General features: G+C 67.8%; 17 protein-coding genes. 7 read left to right on the top strand and 10 right to left on the bottom strand.

The window, feature by feature from the left end; all coding sequences use genetic code 11:
- The 6 genes from KBA48_RS24800 to KBA48_RS24775 form a co-directional block, all read left to right on the top strand.
- Window positions 1-311, top strand: a 311-nt coding sequence (locus KBA48_RS24800) for a hypothetical protein (protein WP_292911391.1), incomplete at its 5' end; no start/stop codon positions are given.
- Entirely contained in the window at window positions 308-832 is a 525-nt protein-coding gene (locus tag KBA48_RS24795) for a hypothetical protein (RefSeq protein ID WP_292911390.1), read from the top strand. The genes KBA48_RS24800 and KBA48_RS24795, both read left to right, overlap by 4 nt.
- A 41-nt stretch (window positions 833-873) precedes the next feature.
- Window positions 874-1,584, top strand: a complete 711-nt coding sequence (locus KBA48_RS24790) for an ATP-binding protein (protein WP_292911389.1) — start codon at window positions 874-876, stop codon at window positions 1,582-1,584.
- An 18-nt stretch (window positions 1,585-1,602) separates the two neighbouring features.
- Entirely contained in the window at window positions 1,603-2,118 is a 516-nt protein-coding gene (locus KBA48_RS24785; protein WP_292911388.1) for a macro domain-containing protein, read from the top strand.
- A gap of 20 nt (window positions 2,119-2,138) precedes the next feature.
- Window positions 2,139-2,819, top strand: a complete 681-nt coding sequence (locus tag KBA48_RS24780; protein WP_292911387.1) for an SDR family oxidoreductase — start codon at window positions 2,139-2,141, stop codon at window positions 2,817-2,819.
- A gap of 12 nt (window positions 2,820-2,831) precedes the next feature.
- Window positions 2,832-3,440, top strand: a complete 609-nt coding sequence (locus tag KBA48_RS24775) for a 2-hydroxychromene-2-carboxylate isomerase (RefSeq protein ID WP_292911386.1) — start codon at window positions 2,832-2,834, stop codon at window positions 3,438-3,440.
- A gap of 4 nt (window positions 3,441-3,444) precedes the next feature.
- Here KBA48_RS24775 and KBA48_RS24770 read toward each other — a convergent pair whose 3' ends face one another.
- From KBA48_RS24770 to pseB, 6 genes are read right to left on the bottom strand one after another with little or no spacing between them, the layout of a single operon-like run.
- Window positions 3,445-4,008 (bottom strand): GNAT family protein, encoded by a 564-nt coding sequence (locus KBA48_RS24770; protein WP_292911385.1) that lies wholly within the window; start codon window positions 4,006-4,008, stop codon window positions 3,445-3,447.
- On the bottom strand, window positions 4,005-4,880 hold the full coding sequence (locus KBA48_RS24765; RefSeq protein ID WP_292911384.1) for an RHO alpha subunit C-terminal catalytic domain-containing protein: 876 nt from the start codon (window positions 4,878-4,880) through the stop codon (window positions 4,005-4,007). Before KBA48_RS24765 ends, KBA48_RS24770 begins: the two co-directional genes overlap by 4 nt.
- Window positions 4,874-5,353, bottom strand: coding sequence for a Rieske (2Fe-2S) protein (locus tag KBA48_RS24760; RefSeq protein ID WP_292911383.1), 480 nt, complete (start codon window positions 5,351-5,353; stop codon window positions 4,874-4,876). The genes KBA48_RS24765 and KBA48_RS24760 overlap by 7 nt, the downstream gene beginning before the upstream one ends.
- Window positions 5,350-6,114, bottom strand: coding sequence for an SDR family oxidoreductase (locus KBA48_RS24755; protein ID WP_292911382.1), 765 nt, complete (start codon window positions 6,112-6,114; stop codon window positions 5,350-5,352). The genes KBA48_RS24760 and KBA48_RS24755 overlap by 4 nt, the downstream gene beginning before the upstream one ends.
- Before the next feature lie 3 nt (window positions 6,115-6,117).
- On the bottom strand, window positions 6,118-7,332 hold the full coding sequence (gene pseC / locus KBA48_RS24750; RefSeq protein WP_292911381.1) for a UDP-4-amino-4,6-dideoxy-N-acetyl-beta-L-altrosamine transaminase: 1,215 nt from the start codon (window positions 7,330-7,332) through the stop codon (window positions 6,118-6,120).
- Window positions 7,329-8,354: a UDP-N-acetylglucosamine 4,6-dehydratase (inverting) gene (pseB, locus tag KBA48_RS24745; RefSeq protein WP_292911380.1), complete on the bottom strand. Its 1,026-nt coding sequence runs from the start codon at window positions 8,352-8,354 to the stop codon at window positions 7,329-7,331. Before pseB ends, pseC begins: the two co-directional genes overlap by 4 nt.
- A gap of 164 nt (window positions 8,355-8,518) precedes the next feature.
- On the opposite strand from pseB, the gene KBA48_RS24740 reads away from it, so the two are divergent.
- On the top strand, window positions 8,519-15,085 hold the full coding sequence (locus KBA48_RS24740) for a tetratricopeptide repeat protein (RefSeq protein WP_292911379.1): 6,567 nt from the start codon (window positions 8,519-8,521) through the stop codon (window positions 15,083-15,085).
- Here the strand turns inward: KBA48_RS24740 and cysG are convergent.
- From cysG to nirB, 4 genes are all read right to left on the bottom strand, one after another.
- Window positions 15,082-16,533, bottom strand: a complete 1,452-nt coding sequence (gene cysG / locus KBA48_RS24735; protein WP_292911378.1) for a siroheme synthase CysG — start codon at window positions 16,531-16,533, stop codon at window positions 15,082-15,084. The genes KBA48_RS24740 and cysG overlap by 4 nt on opposite strands.
- Entirely contained in the window at window positions 16,508-19,153 is a 2,646-nt protein-coding gene (locus KBA48_RS24730) for a nitrate reductase (RefSeq protein WP_292911377.1), read from the bottom strand. Before KBA48_RS24730 ends, cysG begins: the two co-directional genes overlap by 26 nt.
- A 94-nt stretch (window positions 19,154-19,247) precedes the next feature.
- A complete protein-coding gene (gene nirD, locus KBA48_RS24725) occupies window positions 19,248-19,571 on the bottom strand; it encodes a nitrite reductase small subunit NirD (protein WP_292911376.1) in 324 nt (107 codons plus the stop codon).
- A gap of 4 nt (window positions 19,572-19,575) precedes the next feature.
- On the bottom strand, window positions 19,576-22,035 hold a 2,460-nt coding region (gene nirB / locus KBA48_RS24720), incomplete at its 5' end, for a nitrite reductase large subunit NirB (protein ID WP_292911375.1).

Here is a 22,035-nt window from a genome sequence, read left to right as displayed (position 1 = left end):
TGGCCCGGCTGGAGATGACGCTGGGCGCCGTGGAGCGCGACCGGGTGGAGGTCTGGCACGAACTGGGCCGGCAGGGCGTGGCCGACAGCCTGTATACGGCACGGGTGGTCAACCGCCTGATGGCCGATAAGGCGCAGCGCGATTTCGACAGCGCGCCTGTCATCTGGCGCTATACCAACAATGTCCGGATCTGGGCCCAGGGGGAGCGGCCGGCGCGGCAGATGCTGGCGATCGAATTCCCCGCCGATTCGGGCTATGCGGTGCAGGAAGTGACCTTCGTTTCCGCATCGCGCGCCGGGGATCGCCCATGATTGCCAGTTGGATGAACCTGATCAGCCTGTTTGCGCTGGCCTTGGCGGGGTCCGGTCTGGTCATGGCCGGACGGCGCCTGATGGCTGTCATTCGCATCGTCGAACGCAAATTGTCGCGTGCGGTGGACGAGAAGAACATGGTGGCCGCCGCCCTGCGCCATGCGAAGAAAGAGGATGCCGCCATCCGTCAGGCGCTGGAGGAGGCGGACCGCCATATCGTGCAGATGCAGGGCATCATCACCATGGCTGAAACCCGGATCGAACGGCTTCGCGCCACGCCCCGCCGGGTGGTTTCCATGCTGGATCGCCAATGGAACCGATTCGACCGGTTATGGTGTCTGAAGATCGACAATCCATCGCTGGGCGGCTGGAATGATGGAAAGTTGCTGTACGGATTCGCCCGATCGGGCGATGATCTGGCCCGGCGGGTGGCGGCAGAATATTCGCCGAGGGATGGTTTTGTCACCGGCACGCCGATGGTTGTCGATCTGTCGGATGACGGGGCGGGGCAGTCGGGGTAGACCAGTAATAGGGACGCTTCCGGATGAAGGGCGGGGGAAAGATGGATTTCCAGGTTGCCGGTGAAACGCTGGACGGGGCCGAACGGGCCCGCATCGCTGCGGAACTGGGCCTGCCTTTGGCCGATGGCGGCCCCCATGGGGAGGGGGCGCTGGTCCGCGTGATCGCAGAGGGGGCGGCAGCCGACCTGATTTCCGCGCTGCGTTCGGGTTGCGCCGCCATCGTGGAAGAGGGCCCGCCGGGCACCATGCCCACCGCGAAGCTGAAGGCGGCGCTGGAACAAGGGCACCTGCTGGTTTCGCTCACGACACGGCTGGCCTGGACGCTGGATACGGCGGCCCAGTTCTGTGAAGGGCTGCTGGCGCGCGGCCTTTTGCCGGTGTTGGTTCGGCATGACGCGGAACTGTCGCTGCATGAGGCCATCATCAATGCCGTCCTGCATGGCAACCTCGCCATGGGCGGGTCGCTGGTGGATGATCCCAGCCAGTTCGACGCCTTCTGCCAGCGGCTGACGGCAACCCTGGCCGATCCCGACAAGGCGACCCGGCGTGTCGACCTGTCCGCCTGGGTGGCAGACGGGTACCTGCATATCCGCATCGCCGATCAGGGTCGTGGCTATGACCCCGACAGCATCCGCCCCCCGGTGAATGTGGAGGCGAAGTCGGGGCGCGGGCTGGAGATCATGCGGGTCATGTCGTCCGGCCTGACCGTTACCGATGGCGGGCGGACGGCCACGCTGGCCTTTGCGGTTTGACAGTCAAGGGAACATGAAGTGACCGACTTGCGGGTTCACCAGGGCGACATCACGGCCCTGGATGTCGATGTCATTGTCAATGCGGCGGCGCCCGGCCTGGGCAGTGGTACCGGCGTGTCCCGCGCCATCCATGACGCGGCGGGGCCGGACCTGTTCGCCGCCGCCACCGCGCTGGACCCGGTGGGACGCGGCGATGCCGGGATCACCCCCGGGTTCGGGTTGAAGGCCCGCTGGGTGGTGCATGCGGTCGGCCCTGTTTTCGTGACCGGCAAGATGGGAGAGGACAAGGTCCTGGCCCGCACCTACCGCCGGGCACTGGAACTGGCGGTGGAAAAGGGTGCGCGTTCCGTGGCGCTGCCCGCCATCTCCACCGGTGCCTATCGCTTCCCCAAGGGTCTGGCGGCCCAGATCGCGGTGGCGACGGTGCGCGCCTTCGTCGCGGAATGGCCCGACGCGTTGGATCAGGTCTTGTTTGTCGCCACCGGCGGGGACAACATCGGGGCATTGACGGCGGCCCTGTCCGCCCAACCCTGAAACCGGTCCGGAGGAAACCCATGCCCACCGTCGTGATCACCGGTGCCAATCGTGGCATCGGCCTGGAATTCGCCCGGCAATATGCTGCCGACGGCTGGAAAGTCATCGCCACCGTCCGCGATCCGTCGCAACCCGGCGGGCTGTCCGATGTGGCGGGTGTGGAGCTGTTCGCACTGTCCGCCGATGACCCCGCATCCATTGCCGGCTTCGGTGCCGCCCTGGCGGGCCGGTCGATCGACCTGCTGATCAACAATGCCGGCATCATGGGGCCGGACCTGCCCCGGCAGTCGAAGGACGGGATCGACGCAGAGGGCTGGCTGCTGGCCATGAAGGTCAACGCCCTGGCCCCGATCCTGGTGGCGCAGGCCCTGAAGCCACATCTGGCAGCGGGCGCCAAGGTGGCGACCGTCTCCAGCCAGCTCGGTTCCATCACCGAGAACGAGGTGGGGGGCATGTATGCCTACCGCGCGTCGAAGGCTGCCATCAACATGGGCAACCGCAGCCTGGCGGCCGATTGGCGTGACGATGGCATCACCTGCCTTGTGCTGCATCCCGGCTGGGTGCAGACGGATATGGGCGGGCCCAAGGCGCCGGTGACGCCCCCGGACAGCGTGGCCGGCATGCGCCGCGTCATTGCCGCCGCAACCCCGGCCGACAGCAGCGCCTTCTTCGCCTTCGACGGACGGCGCATCCCCTGGTGACGGGAGGAACGAATGAGCATTGATGCCATCGATTTCTATTTCGACTTCGCTTCACCCTATGCCTATCTCGCCTCCGTGCGTGTCGATGCGCTGTCGGATCGGGTGGGGCGGCCCGTGCGCTGGCGCCCCATCCTGCTGGGGGCCGTGTTCAAGATCAGCGGCGGGCAGCCCAACCTGAACAAGCCCTTGCAGGGCGACTATCTGCGCCATGATGTGCCGCGTTGTGCCCGGCTGTGGGACATTCCCCTGCATCAGCCGCTGCCCAGCCCCTTCCCGTCCCTGGCGGCGTCGCGGGCCTTCTACTGGCTGGATCAGGTGGGGGGAGAGCATAGTCCCGCCGCCCTGGCCCGCGCCGTGTTCCAGGCGCATTGGGCCGAAGGACGCGACATGGCCCTGCCTGAGAATGTGCTGGATGTGGCTGCCAGCCTGGGGCTGGACCGCGACGCGGTGGAGGCGGGCATCGCCCTGCCGGAGGTGAAGGAGCGATTGCGGGCGGAAACCGAAGCCGCCATTGCCCGTGGCGTCTTTGGCGCGCCGTTCTTCTTTCTGGGCGACGAGCCCTTCTGGGGGGCCGACCGCATGGACCAGATGGAGGATTGGCTGCGCCGGGGCGGGTGGTGAGGGGTCACCCCACATCCACCCCATCCAGGTCGTAGAGCAGGCCGAAGCGATGGCGTTTGGCGGCCCAGTCCTCGGCCAGCATTTCGAACAGATGCACGTCGCGGGGCTGTCCGTCCTTCAGTGCCTGCTCCTTCAGCACCCCGACATGGCGATAGCCCAGCAGCGTCTGGCCCTTCAGGACTTTCTCATTCTCCGCGAAGATCTGGTTCACCAGCTTGCGCAGGCCCATGCGGTGGAAACAATGGTTCAGCATGGGGGCGAAGTTCAGGGCGCCGATGCCGGTGCGGCCGCGCCGGTCGCCCATATAGACGCCGATGGTCCCGATGCGCCATTCGGCATGGGTCACCGTGATGCTGCCATAACCGACATCGACCCCGTCCACCTGGATGATGCGGTGCAGATAATCGCTGCGGGTGTTGGATTTCTCGATCCAGGCGCGCTGGCGGTCCACGTCGTCGGGAACCTCGGAAAAGGATTGGGACGCGATCTCCGGCAGGCGGCGCCAGCCCAGCAGCAAAGCGGCGTCATCCGGGGTGGGCAGGCGGAAGCTCAACGGGCGGGTGGTCATTCCGTCTCCAGAAGCTGGGTGAGGGTGGCATGCAGATCACCGATACGCTGTTCCCGCCAGCCCAGGATGCCGGGACCGGTGGCGGCGGCGCGGGCCGCCTGTACCTGTTCGCACACGGGGCGGTCCTCCTCGATCACCTGACGGGCGGAAGCAGTCAGCATGGCGACCAGCCCGCGCCGGAAACCGGCGGCCCTGGCATCGGCCGTCGCGGCGCCGGGCAGGAAGATCCGCCATTCCAGCCGTGACCGGTCCACCGCCAGTGGCACAACCCGATGCACGATCACCATGGTGCTGAAGAAGCTGGCCACATACAGGTCGGGGAAGATGAAGACATGATCGTAGCGGTCCTGATCCGCGAACCGGCGCAGGGCGCCGCGCGCCACCAGCTTGCCCCACCATGTCGCGGTATCATCCGCCAGTTTCCAACTGGACCGGCTGTGCGGCCCGGCCCTTTGCGTGGCCAGATGGCGGCGCCAGTCGGCATCGACGGCGGGATGGATGGTCTGCGGATGGATGGTGGAGCCATGGAAATCGTCCAGGGTATTCTCCACCAGGATTTTCCAGTTGGCGGCGAATTCCACGGCGTCGCGGGCGACCGGGCTGTCCAGGGCGGCGGATCGTGTCGTCAGATCGGCCGCGAAAGGACCCAGCCAGTCCGCCAGGGGTGGGGCATCCGCCCCCTGCCGCCGGAACAGGAAGCTGCCGCAGGCGGCAATGTCGGCCCCCTCCACCCCATCGCCGGTCAATCCGGCATATCGCCAGGGCAGGCGGCCGGCCAAGGCCCGTTCTTCCGTCCCATACGCCGCCGGGTCCGTGAACCAGCGCGGCGGCAGCAGGGAGTGGCGCGGCGGTGGCTGGTCATAGTTCAGCATGCGCCCACCCTGATCCGGGTGGAGCGGTGGCGGATCGTGCCGTCCGCTGAAATGACCGAGCCGTCGGGCAGGGTCCCCGTTCCCTGGTCCACCCAGCCGGCGGGAAGGGCGGGGTCGGCGGCCGCATCCAGATGCACAAAGACCAGTCCGCCCGCCACCGCAACGCCGACCGGCGGCAGCGCGAGCGCCCGCCGCCCGGCATCATCCAGATGGAAATCGCTGTCGTTGAAGGGGATGGCCTTGGGCACGCCGTCGGCATCATAGACCCAGGCATGGTAGGGGCAGCGCAGCGGCCCCTTGCCGGCCGGTTCCGTCAGCATCAGGGCGAAACGGTGCGAACAGACATTGCGGAAACCGCGCAGGGTGCCGCCGAAATTGCGCACCACAACCGGGACATTGCCGATCCAGCCGGTGATCCATTGCCCATGGTCGGCCAGATCCCCCGCATGTCCCAGCAGCGCCCAACCCGTCATGCCGTCCGCCCCCCATCCACCACCATGGCGGTGCCGGTGATCCAGCGGGCGGCGCCGGACAGCAGGAAGCAGATGGCATTGGCCACGTCTTCGGGATGGCCGAAACCCAGGGGTTGCAGCTTTTCCAGATGGTCGATCTGGTCGGCGTTCAGCTTTTCAAAGCCGCGCTCGATCAGTTCGGTCATCACGATGCTGGGCACCACACAATTGACCCGGATGGCATCGGGCAGCAATTCGGCCGACAGGCCCTTGGTGGCCGCGATGATGCCCCCCTTGGCCGCCGCATAGACGACATTGGCGGGCGATGCCGCCGTCGCGGCGGTGGAGGAGATATAGACCAGACTGGCCTTCTCCGCCTTCACGCCCTTCTGCCGCAACCCTTTGGCCAGCGCCAGCGACGCGCCCAGATTGGTGCGCATCACCTCGTCGAAAAAATCCGCCTGGAAGATGCGGATGGGGCGCAGGGTCTGGATACCCGCGCAATGGGCCAGACCATCAATGGGGCCATTGGCCTGGGCCGCGGCCTTCATCCATCCGGGGATGGCGTCGATGGCCGACAGATCGAAGGCGTCGGCCCGGTGTCCGTCGCCGGGAAGTTCTGCCAGCGTCGCAGAAAGCCGTGACGGGTCGCGGCCGGTCACGGTCACGCGCGCACCCAGCCGTGCCGCCAGCAGGGCGGTTGCCCGGCCGATGCCGGCGGACGCGCCGGTGACCAGGATGTGACGGCCTGACAGGTCCATGGGATTGACGAGAGCGGGCATGGTTTACCCTTTGATGAGACGGGTCAATGCGGCCACCACCCGGTCATGGTCATGCATGGACATGGCAGGATAAAGCGGCAGGGACAGGCAGCGATCATACCAGGCCTGGGCGCCCGGCAGGATCAGGTCACCATAGAGGCGGCGGTAATAGGGCTGGGTATGGACGGGAATGTAATGGACCTGGCTGCCCACGCCATCCTGGCGCAAGGCCCCCATGAAGGCGGCACGGTCCAGACCCAGGGCGGTGAAGTCGATCAGGGCGACGTAAAGATGCCAGCCGGCGGACACGCCCGGAACTTTCGCCGCAGGACGCAGGACGGGGGCCAGGGGGGCCAGCGCCGTGTCATAGGCATCGACCAGCGTCTGGCGCGCGCGGACAAAGGCGTCCAGCTTGGCCAGTTGCGACAGGCCCAGGGCCGCCTGGATATCCGTCATCCGGTAATTGAAGCCCAGATCCCCCATTTCATAATACCAGGGGTTGGGCCGGCCATCGGCGGCGGTGGCGGCGGCAATATCGCTGAATTCGGCCGGATCGCGCGTCATGCCATGACTGACGGCGGCGCGGATGCGTTTGGCCAGGGCATCGTCATGGGTGGTGACCATTCCCCCCTCGCCGGTGGCCATGGTCTTCACGGGGTGGAAGGAGAAACAGGCCAGGTCCGACCGGTCGCAGGCGCCCACGGCGACCATGCTGCCATCGGCCCCGGCCAGGCGCGTGCCCACGGCATGGGCCGCATCCTCTATGATGAACAGGTCCCGTTCGCGCGCCAGGGCGGACAGGCCCGCCATATCGGCCGTCTGTCCCGCCAGATGCACCGGGGCCAGGGCCCGCACCCGCCATCCCATCGCCTCGGCCCGGCGGATGGCCTCCTCCGCATCCTGGCGGCGCATCAGGCCGGTATCGGGATCGACATCGGCAAAGACCACCTGGGCGCCGACATAGCGCACGGCATTGGCCGTCGCCAGAAAGGTGACGCTGGGCACCACGACGGCATCGTCGGGTGTCAGATCCAGGGCCTGCATGCACAGGTGCAGGGCCGCCGTGGCGTTGGCACAGGCGATGGCGTGGCGGGCGCCCACCTTCTCGGCAAAGCTCCGCTCGAACCAGCCGATGGAGGGTCCTTGCGTCAGCCAGTCGCCCCGCAGCACCTGTTCGACGGCGGCGATGTCGGCCTCGTCGATCCATTGCCGCCCATAGGGCAGAAAGCGACCCGTCACGAAGACCGCTCCAGCAGGGCTCGCATCGCGTCCGCCGACAGCCATTCCGGGTTGGTGTCGCTGCGATAGCTGAACCCGTCGGCCACTGGCACCGCACCCTGCTTGGCATAGGGGCCGCGATCCCACCAGTTGAAGGCGGGTTCGATGATGTAGCGGTCGGGCAGTTCCATCGTCTGCCGCGCATCATCCTCGGTGATCATGATCTCGTGCAGCTTTTCGCCCGGCCGGATACCCACGATGCGGTGCGGCAGGTGGGGGGCCATGGTGCGGGCCAGATCGACGATGCGCATGGACGGGATCTTGGGCACGAATATCTCCCCCCCCTGCATCATGGTGAAGGAGGAGGCGACAAAATCCACGCCCTTGTTCAACGTGATCCAGAAGCGGGTCATCCGCTCGTCCGTGATGGGAAGCTCTGTCGCCCCCTCTTCGATCAGACGGCGGAAAAACGGCACGACGGAGCCGCGCGACCCGACCACATTGCCATAGCGCACGGCGGCAAAGCGTGTCCCCACCGAGCCCGACAGGTTGTTGGAGGCCACGAAAATCTTGTCCGACGCCAGTTTGGAGGCGCCATAGAGGTTCACGGGGCTGGCCGCCTTGTCCGTGGACAGGGCGACCACCTTCTTCACCTTGTTGGCCAGCGCCGCCTGCACCACGTTTTCCGCCCCGTTGATGTTGGTGCGGATACATTCGATGGGATTGTATTCGGCCGTCGGCACATGTTTCAGGGCCGCCGCATGGATGCAGTAATCGATCTCCCGCATTGCCATGGACAGGCGCTGCTGATCACGGACATCGCCGATGAAGAAGCGCAGCGCATCGCGATTATCCATGTTCGCGAATTGCTGCTGCATCTCATACTGCTTGAACTCATCGCGGGAGAAGATCACCACGCGGCGTGGCTTGCCATGTTTCAGCAGAAAACGCGTGAATTGCCGGCCAAAGGTACCGGTGCCGCCGGTGATCAGGATGGACGCGCCCTTGAACAGGGCGGGGGCGCGGGTGGGCTCGGTGCTCATCGGATTCCGGTTCGCTGGCGGGCTGTCAATCACCCATGCTAGCCAGTTTGGCAGGCGGGGTTAAGTCTTTCCGCAGATTGATGCTTTGCGCCGGTGCCATCCGGGTTGGTTCCGGCGGGTCGCTTGGGCTAAGGTGGCGGCTGCCCGCCCCAGACGGACCCGAAATGGACCGGAAGAACCCGCCCAAAGCCGACTCGCCTTCCAGCCTGCTGGACGCCGCCATGGCATGCCATCAGCGTGGCGATCTGCGCGGCGCCGTGACCGGCTATCGTAAATTGCGGGAAATACTGCCCGGAAATACCGAGATTGCCCACCTTCTGGGCCTGGCGCTGTGGCAGACGGGAGAGGCGGAGGAAGGGCTGCGGCTGGTGATGGATGCCGCCGCCGCTGCCCCCGGATCGGCGGCGATCCAGAACAATCTGGGCGGCATGCTGATGCAGGTCCGCCAGTTTGCGGCCGCCGAACGCGCCTTCCGGGCCGCCCTGGCGGCCAATCCGAAGCTGATCGATGCCTGGTCCAATCTGGCAGCCGTATTGCTGGAACAGAACCGGCCGGATGCGGCGGAAAAGGCGGCACGCCGGGCGCTGGCGGCCGATCCCGGCCGTGCCGATGCCTGGTCCAACCTGGGCGTGGCGCTGCTGGAACTGGGCCGTTTCGCGGAAGCCGAGGATTGTCAGCGCAAGGCGCTGCAACAGCGTCCCGATCTGGCCGTGGCCCATGCCAATCTGGGTACGCTGCTGCGCCGGCGCTGTGATCCCGACGCCGTGGCCCTGTTCCGCCGGGCGGTTGAACTGGACCCGGCCCAGCCCGTGGCGCGGTTCAATCTCTCGCTGGATCATCTGGCCCGGGGGCGGTTGCAACAGGGCTGGGCGGATTATGAGGAACGGTTCCGCGCCCGGCAACGCCAGCCCCGCCGCAGTCTGGACCTGCCCTTCTGGCAGGGGGACATGCTGGAAGGCCGGCATCTGCTGATCTGGCCGGAACAGGGGTTGGGCGACGAGATCCTGTTCGCCAGCCTTTTCCCCGACCTGAAAGGTCTGGACGGGCCGGTCACGGTGGAATGTGAACCGCGTCTGCTGCCGCTGTTCACCCGGTCATTTCCGCATCTGCGGGTGGCCGCCGCCGGTAGCACGCCCGCGGCCGATTTTCAGATCGCGGCCGGCAGCCTGCCCGGACTGGCCCGGCCCGACCTGACACGGTTCGCGGGCACGCCCTGGCTGCGGGCCGATGCGGAAAAGGTCGCGCAGTGGCGCCAGATCCTGTCGGCCAGGGGGCCTGCGCTGACCGTCGGTTTCTGCTGGCGCAGCGGCTTGCGGACGGGGGAGCGGACGGGGCTTTACCCGCAACTGCCGGACTTCGCGCCCCTGTTCGCCCTGCCCGGCATCCGGTGGGTGCCGCTGCAATATGATCTGGACATGCCCGATACGGCGGCGGAACTGGCTGCCGGCACGCCGGCGGGCCTGGATATGCTGCGCCCGGATATCGATCTTCGCGACGATATTGACGGGGTCGCCGCCCTGACCATGGCACTGGATCTGGTGATCAGTGCCGCGACATCGGTGTCGGAACTGGCGGGTGCCCTGGGCGTGCCGGTGTGGCGCATCGGCAATGATGATGACTGGACGCGCCTGGGCACCGCCGTGCGGCCCTGGTATGGCGCCATGCGCTGTTACACCGATGCGGGTGGCCGGCCGTTCAGGGACATCCTGGCCGGGATGGCACGCGACCTGGATCGTCTGCGGCCGGCGAAGCTCGACCCTGTCGAATTCGACCGATTGTACCGGCGGGGAAGCGAACTGGTGAAGGAAGGGCGGGCGGCAGAGGCCGTTCCCCTGCTGGAACAGGCGGCGGCGATGCGTCCCGGCGATGCCCCCCTGCTGTCGCGTCTGGCCGGCGCACTGCGCGCATTGGGCCGGTATGGGGAAGCGTGCGGCCGCTATGAGCAGGCATTGGCCGTTCGTCCCGACCATGCCGTCACCCTTGTCAATCTCGCCCTGTGCCGTATCGACGAGGGGCAACCAGACGCGGCGGAGAGCCTTGTGCGCAAGCTCCTGGCCCGGCATCCCGACATGGCCCATGCCCATGACGCGCTGGGGCTGGTGTGGCAGGCGCGGGACAAGCCCGAGGCGGCGGTCGATGCCCATCAGGCGGCCGTGGCCGCCGATCCGGGGCTGCTGTCCGGCTGGGTCAACATGGCGGCGGCCCTGCGCAAGCGGCACCGTTTCACCGAAGCGGTGGCGGCGCTGCGGCGGGCACAGGCCATCGACCCGCACCGGGTGGAGGTGTGGGCCAATCTGGGTTACGCCCTTTTCCGCACCCATGACGTGACAGGGGCGGAGGCGGCGCTGGAACGGGCGCTTGCCCTGGTTCCCGGATTTGCGCCCGCCTTGATCGACCTTGCCCGCATCCGCGACATGCAGAACCGGCCGGATGAAGCGCGAAGCCTGCTGGACCGGGTGCTGGAAGCCGATCCCGGCAATGCCCTGGCCCGTGCCAACCGCGCGCATCTGCGTCTTTGCGCGGGTGATCTGCCGGGGGGGTGGGACGATTATCGCGCCCGCTTCGCCGCGGGTCAGGTCATACCTGACCGCCGCTTCACCATTCCCCCCTGGCGGGGTGAGGATTTGACAGGTCGCCGGCTCCTGCTCTGGCGGGAACAGGGCGTGGGCGATGAGATCCTGTTTCTGGGCCTCGTCTCCCACCTGCGGACGGAAGGCGCCCGGATCGTGGTGGAATGCGACCCACGGCTGATCGGGCTGATCACCCGGTCCCTGCCTGGCGTTTTGGCGCGGGCGGAAACGGCCGATCCGGGCGATGCGGATTTCCATTGCGCCCTGGGCGATCTGCCGGGCCTTCTGCGGCCCGGCATTTCCGCGTTCGGCGGCGAGGGGGCGTGGATGCGGCCCGACCCGGCCCTGGCGGTGACCATGATGCGGCGCCTGTCGGCCCTTCCCGCCGGGTTGCGTGTCGGTTTCTGCTGGCGTTCCCGCGACCGCAGCGGGGATCGCGCCCAGGCCTATCTGTCCCTGGATACGCTTTTGCCGCTGCTGACCCTGCCCGGCATCGTGCCGGTCAACCTGCAATATGACGGGGCGGCGGCGGAGATTGCGGACCTTGCCGCGCGGCATGCTGTGCAGGTCCACGATTTCGCGGATATCGACCTGACCGGCGATCTGGAGACGGCGGCGGCCCTGATCGCGGGGCTTGATCTGGTCATCACGGCGCCAACGGCGGTGGGAGAGATAGCAGGCGCGCTGGGCGTGCCGGTCTGGCGCTTCCAGAATGGCCCGGACTGGAGCGGGCTTGGCACGGGGCTGAGACCGTGGTTTGCGACCATGCGGATATTCCAGGCGCCCCTTGTCCAGGACGCGGTGCCCGCCATGGCGCGGCTGCTGATCCGGTCCATGGCGGCCCCGGCCATCCACCCCCCGCTTCCGCCCCGGCTGGACGCCGTGGTCCAACAGCATCAGGCCGGCGATCTGCGCGCGGCGGAGGCCGGATATCGCGCCATCCTGGCCGCCGACCCGGAGGAGGTGGATGCCCTGCACCTTCTGTCGCAGGTTCTGCTGCTGACCGGCCGTGCGGAGGAGGCGCTGCCGCTGGTCAACAGGGCGATGGACCTGGACCCTGACTTCGCCGCCATCCACAATACCCGTGGCAGCGTGCTGAAGACGCTGGGCTTGTTCCTGGATGCGGAAAAATCCTTCCGGCAGGCCCTGGCCCGGCGTGCGCAATATGCCGAGGCCTGGACCAACCTGGGGGCCGTTCAGGTCGAACTGCGCCGGTATCGGGACGCGGAGAAGTCGCATCGCCGGGCCCTGTCACTGCGGTCCGATTATCCCAGCGCGCTGGTCAATCTCGGCGTGGCCCTGCGTCATCTGGGCCGGTATGCCGAAGCGGTGGAATGTCAGCGCCGTGCCCTGGAACTGGTTCCCGGTATGCCCGACGCCTGGAGCGACCTTGGCCTGTGCCTGGGTGCGCTGGGCCAGACCGAAGAGGCCATGTCGTGTCAGGAACAGTCCCTGAAGATCGACCCGGCCTATGCGGAGGCGGCTGTCAATCTGGCCGTCCTGCAGGGGGGGCGGGGCGATGTTGTGCGGGCGCGCGAAACCCTGGCCCGTGCCCTGGCCATCCGGCCCGGCTATGCCCGGGCCCTGTACAATGACGGGATGCTGGCCCTGTCCACCGGGGATCTGACGGCGGGATGGCGGGGGCATGAGGCGCGGTTCGACAGCGGTGAGGTGGTGGGCGGACATCCACCGGCTGCGCCGGTCTGGGACGGGGCGCCGCTGGCCGGTCGCCATCTGCTGGTCTGGCGGGAACAGGGGTTGGGCGACGAGTTCATGTTTGCCACCCATTATTCCCGGCTGGCCGACCTGGGCGGGCGGGTGACATTGTGGGTGGAGCCGCGACTGGTATCCATCTTTGCCCGCGCCTTTCCCTTTGCCACCGTGCTGGCCGATGGCACGCCGGCGGCGATGGATTGCCATGTCCCGGCGGGCAGCCTGCCACTGCATCTGGCCCCGTCGCTGTCCGACTGGCATGGCGCGGCTTTCCTGACGCCGTTACCCGATCTTTCCGCCCTGTGGCGCGACAGGCTGGCGGCCCTGCCACCGGGCTTGCGGGTGGGTCTGTGCTGGCGCAGCCGGCTGCGCACGGCCGATCGCGATGCGTCCTATACCGCGCTGGAGGATTGGCTGCCCCTGCTGCGATTGCCCGACATACAGGTCGTGTCGCTGCAATATGACGGCGGGCTGGAAGAGATCGCGGCGCTGGAACAGGCCCATGATGTGCGGCTGCATCGCTGGGATGGCGTCGATCTGCACGATGATCTGGAAACGGCCCTGGCCCTGACCGCGGGGCTGGACCTTGTCATCTCCGTCGCGACTGCCGTGGGGGAAATGGCGGGCGCGCTGGCGGTGCCTGTCTGGCGGCTGTCGGGGCAACTGGACTGGACACGGCTGGGAACCGCCGTGCGCCCCGGCTTTGCCAGCCTGCGGGTATTCACCGTTCCCACGGGCCAGCGGCCCGCCGCACGGGTACCGGATATCGTGAGGGCCCTGGCCGCGCTGGTTCCGCAGGAACCGGACGGCGATCCGGCCCACTGGCTGCACCGCGCCATCGAGCGGCAAAGGGGCGGCGATCCGGCCGGTGCCGTTCCACTGTATCGGGCCATCATCGCCCGGGGCGGGGAACCGCCGCAGGCGCTTCACCTGCTGGGGCTGGCCCTGCAGCAGACGGGGCACCCCGAGCAGGGGGAGCCGTTCATGGAACGCGCCCTGACGGCCGCCCCCGACTATACGGCGGCCTGGGTCAATCTGGGTAATCTGCGCCAGGAACTGGACCGGCCGGTCCCGGCGGAGGCCGCCTATCGCCGGGCCTTGGCCCTGCGCCCTGCCGATCCCGCGACCTGGACCAACCTGGGCAATGCCCTGCGCATGCAGGGCCGTCTGGCGGATGCGGCGAAGGCCCACCGGCGGGCCATCGGCTTCGACGCCGATTTTGCCGTGGCCCATGCCAACCTGGGTGTCGTTCTGAAGGAACAGGACCTGCCGGATCAGGCGGTGGCTGCCTTTCAGCGGGCGCTGGCGCTGGGCGATACCAACGCCGCCACGCGGGCCGGTCTTGGCGATGCGCTGCGCCAGACGGGAAACCTGGGCGTGGCCGAGGCCGAATTACGGGCGGCCCTGGCCATCGATCCCGGCGAGGCCGAGGCCTGGAACAGCCTGGGCCGGCTGGCCGAGGCGGGGGGCCAGACCGAAGATGCGCGCCAGCATTTCATCCATGCCCTGGAACTGGCGCCGGGTCTGGCCAGCGCCCGATACAATCTGGGCCGCCTGGACCTTGCCGATGGGCGGCTGATCAGCGGCTGGGCCGGCTATGCCGCGCGGTTCCGGGGCACGCCCGCCATCCGGGCCCGCACATTGTCGCTGCCCGCCTGGACGGGACAGGACCTGACCGGCAAACGTCTGCTGGTCTGGGGGGAACAGGGGCTGGGCGACCAGTTGATGTTCGCCACCCTTTACCCCGCGCTGGCACAGCGCTGCGGCCATCTGGTGATCGAGACGGACCCGCGTCTTTCCCCGCTTTTTGCCCGCGCTTTTCCGGCGGCCACCATCCGTGGGCCGACCCCGGACCCGCGCGACGCCGATTATTGCGTGGCCGCCGGTGATGTGGCGCGGAACCTGTGGCGGCATCTGGGCGATGTGGTGCCGGCCCCTTATCTGCATGCGCGCCCCGACCTTGTGGACGGCTGGCGGGACCGGCTGGCGAGTTTGGGGCCGGGGTTGATGGTGGGCGTGTGCTGGCGGTCGGCCATGATGAATGCGGAACGCGACGGCAGCTATTTCCGGCTGGATGATCTGGCGCCGGTGGCGGCCCTGCCGGGGGTGCATCTGGTCAGCCTTCAGCGCGGTGCCCGGCTGGAGGCGTGGGACAAGGCCGGCTTCGGCCTGACCCGCTTCGACGATCTGGACCTGGATAATGATCTGGAGGGGCAGGCGGCGCTGATCACGGCGCTCGACCTTGTGATCACGGCACCCACGGCGGTCGGTGAACTGGCGGGTGCCCTGGGCGCCCCTGTCTGGCGCCTGGGCGGCCCCGACTGGACCCGGCTGGGAACGCCGGTCCGTCCCTGGTTCCCCAGCATGAGCCTGCCCGACCAGGGCGGCGGCATGCCGTTGGCCCTGGCGGGGTTGGCGCGGAAACTTGCCGGACTGGGGAAACTCTAGGCGGCATCGACCTGTTGCAGGGCGGCTGCCGCCCAGCCTGGCGCCAGGGCCACCGCATCACCCACCAGGATCAGGGAGGGGGCACCCGGATCGGGCAGGGCGGGGGCATGGGGCAGGCCGGCGATGGTGGCGAAGCGCACCGCCATGTCGGGCCGGCAGGCATTGGCCACCAGGGCGGCGGGGGTATCGGGCGGCAGGCCGGCCTGGATCAGGCGGGCGGCGATATCGCCCAGCCGGTCGCGGCCCATGTAAAGGGCCAGCGTCGTGCCGGGATCGGCCAGTCTGTCCCAATCAATCCCCTCTGTTTCTGTCGCGGTGCGGCAATGGGCCGTGACCACCCGCATGGACCGCGCCACCCCGCGATGGGTCAGCGGCAGGCCCAGTTGCGCGGCTGCACCCATGGCGGCCGTGATGCCGGGGATGACCGTTACCGAGATGCCCTGGGCGCGCAGGAACGCCGCCTCCTCCCCCGCCCGGCCGAAGATGAACGGGTCGCCCCCCTTCAGCCGGACGACGCGCAGCCCTTTGCGGGCGCAGGCGGCCATCAGCCGGTTGGTAAATTCCTGCGGCACGGAACGGCAGCCGGCCCGCTTGCCCACCGATACCAGCCTGGTTTCCCGCCGCGCCAGCGCCAGGATGCTGTCAGGTACCAGCGCGTCGTGCAGGATGATGTCGGCCCCGCCGATGGCGCGTGCCGCATGCAGGGTCAGCAGTCCGGGATCACCGGGACCGGCCCCGACCAGCGTGACGGAACCGCCTTCATCACACCCCTGCGTGATGAAGCGGGACAGTTCGGCCCCGATGGCCGCAACCGCCGTTTCCTCTTTCATCGCCATCAACCGCTCCGCCAGGGGGCCGGACAGGACGCGGTCCCAGAAGCGCTGACGGTCGCGGGTGGTGGACAGGGCGGCGCGGACCGTGGCCCGCGCCCGCTGTGCCGCGCGGGCCAGTCCGGCATAGCCGGCGGGAATGGCTGCTTCCAGCCTTTGCCTGATATTGCGGGCCAGCGCCGGGGCGCCGCCGCCCGTGGAAACGGCGACCATCACGGGGGAACGGTCCAGGATGGCCGGCACCGTGAAATCGCATTGTTCCGGCACATCCACGACATTAACGGGCACATTGCGGGTGAAGGCGGCGCTGCGGATACGGTCGGTCAGGTCGGGATCGCCCGACCCGTCGATGGCGATGACGGCCCCGTCCAGCAGTTCCGGCCGGAACGCCGTCTCCCGCCGCCGGATCGCCCCGCTTTCCAGCATATCCTGCATTTCCTCCTCCACCTCCGCCGCCAGCAGCAGGATATCGGCCCCGGCGCGGGCCAGCAGCCGGGCCTTGGATGCCGCCGCCTCGCCACCCCCGGCCAGCAGGACGGTGCGGCCCCGCAGGTCCAGGAAGACGGGGAAGTAGGGCATGGGGGTTGCCGGATCAGGCCGCGACGACAGGTGCAGCATGGCGCAGGATCTCCTTGATCTCGGGAAGGCAGGAACCGCAGCCGGTACCGGCTGCGGTGACTTTGCCGATATCGGCGACGGAACAGGCCCGGCCGGACGCGATGGCGGCCGCGATGCGGTTGCGCCCCACCCCATGGCAGGAACAGACGATGGGGCCGTCATCCGCCGCCTCAGTCTCCGGCGCGCGGCCGGCCAGCAGGCGGGCGCGATCGCTGGCGGTCAGGACCGGCTTGGCGAACAGGGCGGACAGCCAGTCGCGCGACAGGTCGGGCCGTTCCGGCGCCAGGAACAGGGCGGCGATCAGGCGTCCGTCCTTCACCCAGGCCCGTCGCGTCACATCGCGGGCGGGATCGGTGAATTCCAGGGTCTCACAATCCTCCAGCCCGCCCGGCAGCGGGGCGGCGTCGCCCGCCAGTTCATAAAGACGGCAAGCCCCCGCCTCCTGTTTCACCCAGTAGGGGATGGCGGACAGGTCCGTCTTGCGGGTTGTGAAGAACAGCCCGGCCCATTCCGTGATGAACCGTTCCACCCGCACCGGCACATGCTTGCTTTCCGGCTGGCCCGATATGGGGTCGGTATGCGGGGCGATCAGGCGGCCGATGGCGCCCCTGGCCGACAGCGTGTCGGACCAGTGCATGGGGATGAAGACCTCGCCCGGACGCTGTGCCTGCGTAATGGCCACGCGCAGCACGGCGTCCCCCTGCAGGCTGATCACCCGCGCCAGTTCACCGTCCAGAAGATCGGCGGCCAGCGCGTCCTGCGGGTGGATTTCCAACAGCGGTTCCGGGCGGTGGGCCGACAGGCGGGCCGACAGGCCGGTGCGCGTCATCGTGTGCCACTGGTCGCGATAGCGGCCGGTATTGGCGATCAAGGGGAAACGCAGGGAGGCACGTTCCACCGGCGGCACATGGCGCACGGCCAGCATGCGGGCGCGGCCATTGCCGTGGGTGAAGCGGCCATCGGCATACATCCGGTCGGTGCCGCGCTTGGCCCCGACCGGCATCGGCCATTGGAAGGGCTGCATGCCGGCATAGTCCGCTTCTTTCATACGGCCCCAGGCCGCGATGTCGAAGGCGCGCAGGCCGTCATTCTCGAACCCGGACAGGATGGCATGTTCGCGGAAAATGTCGCCGGGCATGCGGTAGCTGAAGGCGGGGCCGAAGCCCATCACGCTGGCCACCTTGGACATGATCCACCAGTCGGCCCTGGCCTCCCCCGGTGCGTCGCGGAACGGGCGCTGACGGGAAATGCGGCGTTCGGAATTGGTGACGGTGCCGTCCTTCTCGCCCCAGCCCAAGGCTGGCAGGCGGATATGGGCGTAATCCAGACTGTCGGTGCTGCCCACGATGTCGGACACGATGACGGTGGGGCACAGGCGCAGCGCCTCGCGCACCAGATCCGCCTCGGGCAGGCTGACCGCCGGGTTGGTGGCCATGATCCACAGGGCCTTGATCCGTCCCTCACGGATGGCGCGGAACATGTCAACCGCCTTCAGCCCCTGGCCCCCTTTCAGCGCCGGGGCGTTCCAGAAACGGCGCAGGCGGTCGATATCGGCCGGATCGTCGGGGTTCATATGGGCGGCAAGCTGGTTGGCCAGCCCGCCCACCTCCCGCCCGCCCATGGCGTTGGGCTGCCCGGTCACCGAAAACGGGCTGGACCCCGGCTTGCCCACCCGGCCCGTGGCCAGATGTACATTCAGGATGGCGTTGACCTTGTCGGTGCCGCGCGACGACTGGTTCACGCCCTGGCTGAAGACCGTGACAGTGCGCGGGGTTTCGGTGAACCAGTCATAGAAGGTGGCGATGTCGGCCGGGTCCAGGCCGCAGGTCTGCGCCACATCGCCCGCATCCTCCGCCGCTGCCTCCAGGGCCGCCTCCAGCCCCGTGACATGGCGCAGCACATAGGCGCGGTCGATGGCGCCGGCGCTGTCCAGATGGGCCAGCAACCCGTTGAACAGGGCCACATCGCTGCCGGGCTTGATCGCCAGATGCAGGTCGGCCAGATCGGAACTGGCGGTACCCCTGGGGTCGATCAGGACGACGCGCGTCCCCCGGTCCCGCCTGGCGGTCCGCAGCCGCTGGGCCAGCACCGGGTGACACCAGGCGAGGTTGGAGCCGACCAGGATGACCAGATCGGCGATTTCCAGGTCCTCATAACAACCCGGCACCACGTCCGCCCCGAAGGCCCGTTTGTGGCCGGCGACCGTGGAGGCCATGCAGAGGCGGGAGTTGGTGTCGATATGCGGGCTGCCGATGAAGCCCTTCAGCAGCTTGTTGGCGACATAATAATCCTCCGTCAGCAACTGGCCGGAGACATAGAAGGCGATGGCGTCGGGGCCATGGTCGACCAGGGTGGCGGAAAGCCGGCCCGCCACCTCCGCGATGGCCGCGTCCCAGGCCACCCGCTTTCCGTTCACTTCCGGATATAGCAGCCGGACATCGCCCGATGCCTCTGCCGTGACGGTATCGATCAGGGCCGCACCCTTGGAACAGAGGCGGCCCTTGTTGGCCGGGTGGTCGGGATCGCCACCCACCACCCAGCCATCCCGCGCCCGGCTGACGACCAGCCCGCAGCCGACGCCGCAATAGGGGCAGGTGGTGCGGATTTCGGTGGTGGACATGGGGGCTCCGTTGGTGAATTTCCTGCTTTTCCCGTCATCCCGGCGAAAGCCGGGGTGAGGGGGAGGACGTGAAGAGGAGGGGAAAACCGGCTCCCTACACCACCAGCCCCAACTGCACCCGCCCATCGACCAGCCGCGCCGGGATGCGGCCCGTACAGCCTTCGTCGGGGCCGGTGGCATAGCCGGTGGCCAGATCAATGACCCAGTTATGCAGGGGGCAGGTCACGGCATGGCCATGCACGATGCCTTCCGACAGCGGCCCCTTCTTGTGCGGGCATTCATCACGAAGCGCGAAGACCTGATCGTCGATGGTGCGGAACACCGCGATGCGGCCTTCCCGATGGTCCACGCGGCGGGCACCCTGGACCGGAATGTCCGTGAGGGGGCCGATATCCTTCCATTCAAGCGGGCGGTGCATGGCCTTACTCCACGGTGGCAAGCGTTTGGAAATCACGGGCAGCCGGGGCGCCGGGGGTGCGTTCGGCCCAGGGGTCGACCTGTGCATGGCGCTGGCTGGCCAGGAAACGGGCGTGCAGGGCGCGGCGGTTATCGGCATCGTCCACCACGCGCGTCTTCACAAAATCTAGACCCACCCGTTCGATCCAGGGGGCCGTGCGCTCCAGGTAATGCGCCTCTTCGCGGTAGAGCTGCATGAAGGCGCCGCAATATTCCTGCACCTCCTCTTCCGTCGTCACCTTGGCCAGAAGGTCGGTGGCCCGCAGCTTGATGCCACCATTGCCGCCGACCAGCAGGTCGAAACCGCCATCGGTGGCGATGACCCCGAAATCCTTGATCGTGGATTCCGCGCAATTGCGGGGACAGCCGGACACGGCCATCTTGAACTTGTGCGGGGTCCAGGACCCCCAGGTCATGCGTTCCAGGTTCACGCCCACGGTCAGTGCCGCTTGCGTGCCGAAGCGGCACCATTCCGACCCGACACAGGTCTTTACCGTGCGCAGCGCCTTGCCATAGGCATGGCCCGACACCATGCCCGCCCCGTTCAGATCGGCCCAAACGGCGGGCAGATCCTCCTTCTTCACGCCCAGAAGATCGATGCGCTGGCCGCCCGTGACCTTGACGGTCGGGATGTCGAACTTCTCCACCACGTCGGCGATGGCGCGCAGTTCCTTGGCATTGGTCAGCCCGCCCCACATGCGCGGGACCACGGAATAGGTGCCGTCCTTCTGGATGTTGGCGTGAACCCGCTCATTCACGAACCGGCTGGCGCCATGGTCGACATAGTCGCCGGGCCAGGTGGCCAGCAGGTAATAATTCAGCGCCGGGCGGCAGGTGTGGCAGCCGTCGGGCGTCTTCCATTCCAGGGCCTGCATGACCGCCGGGATCGACTTCAACTCCTGTACCCGGATCAGGCGGCGGATCGTGTCATGGTCATGGTCGCTGCATTTGCAGATGGGCTTGATGCCCGCCGCCTCATACTCCCCACCCAGCGTATGGGCCAAAAGCCCCTCCACCAGACCGGTGCAGGACCCGCAGGAGGCCGATGCCTTGGTCGTGGCCTTCACCTGATCCAGGCTGGTCAGGCCCTTTTCGGTGATGGCCTTGACGATGGTGCCCTTGCAGACGCCGTTGCAGCCGCAGATTTCCGCCGTATCAGGCAGCGCCGCAACGGCGGCGGTAGGGTTTGCGGCACCGCCTTCCTTGGCGCCAAAGCCCTGGCCGAAAATCAGGGTATTGCGCAGGCCGCCGACATCCTCTCCCGCCTTCAGAAGCTGGAAATACCAGGCCCCGTCGGCGGTATCGCCATACATGACCGCCCCCTTGATGCGGCCATCCTGCAAAACGATGCGCTTATAGACGCCGCGTCCGGCATCGCGGAACACGATATCCTCCGTGCCCGGCCCGCCGCTGAAGTCGCCGGCGGAGAAGACATCGACCCCCGTCACCTTCAGCTTGGTGGAGGTGACGGAGCCGGTGTAGCCCGCGCCCTGTTTGCCTGCCAGGTGATCGGCCAGCACCTTCGCCATTTCGAACAGCGGCTGCACCAGACCGTAACACGCGCCGCGATGCTGCACGCATTCACCCACGGCACAGATGGCGGGATCGTTGGTCACCATATGATCATCGACCAGGATGCCGCGCCCGATCTCCAGACCCGCCGCCGCGGCCAGCCGCGTATCGGGACGGATGCCGACGGCCATCACCACCAGATCGGCCTTCAGTTCCGTACCGTCCTTCAGCGCCACACCGGTCACATGGGTGTCGCCCAGGATGGCGGCGGTGTCGGCGCTGGTCAGCACCGTCAGGCCCCGCCGCTCCAGCTCCTGCGCCAGCAGATGCCCGGCCGAGGAGTCCAACTGCCGTTCCATCAGGTGCCCGGCCAGATGCAGGACGGTGACGTTCATCCCCCGCGCCTTCAGGCCGACGGCGGCTTCCAGACCCAGCAATCCGCCGCCGATGACGACCGCGTGCCCGCCCCTGGCCGAGGCCGCCAGCATCCTGTCCACATCGTCCACGTCACGGAAGGTGACGACGCCCGGCAGGCGCGCGCCCGGAATGGGGATGACGATGGGCATGGAGCCGGTGGCAATCAGCAGCCGGTCATAGGGAACGGACAGGCCAGACCGTGTCACCACGACCTGATCGTCACGGTCGATCTGTTCCACCGGATCGCCGGCAAACAGCTTGATCCGGTTTTGCAGATACCAGTCCAGATCATTGATCACGATCTGATCAAAGGTCTTTTCGCCCGACAGCAGCGGCGACAGCATGATGCGGTTGTAGTTCACGCGCGGTTCGGCGCCGAACACCGTGATGTCGCAAAGGTCGGGTGCCCGTTCCAGCAATTCTTCCACGGCGCGGATGCCGGCCATGCCATTGCCGATGACAACCAGCCGGGGGCGGCCCGATGGGACATTGTTGGC

This window comes from Niveispirillum sp., from assembly GCF_017996735.1.
Lineage (GTDB): Bacteria > Pseudomonadota > Alphaproteobacteria > Azospirillales > Azospirillaceae > Niveispirillum.
The sequence above is the reverse complement of the archived record's forward strand: the minus strand, read 5'-3'. Positions and strand labels throughout refer to the sequence as shown.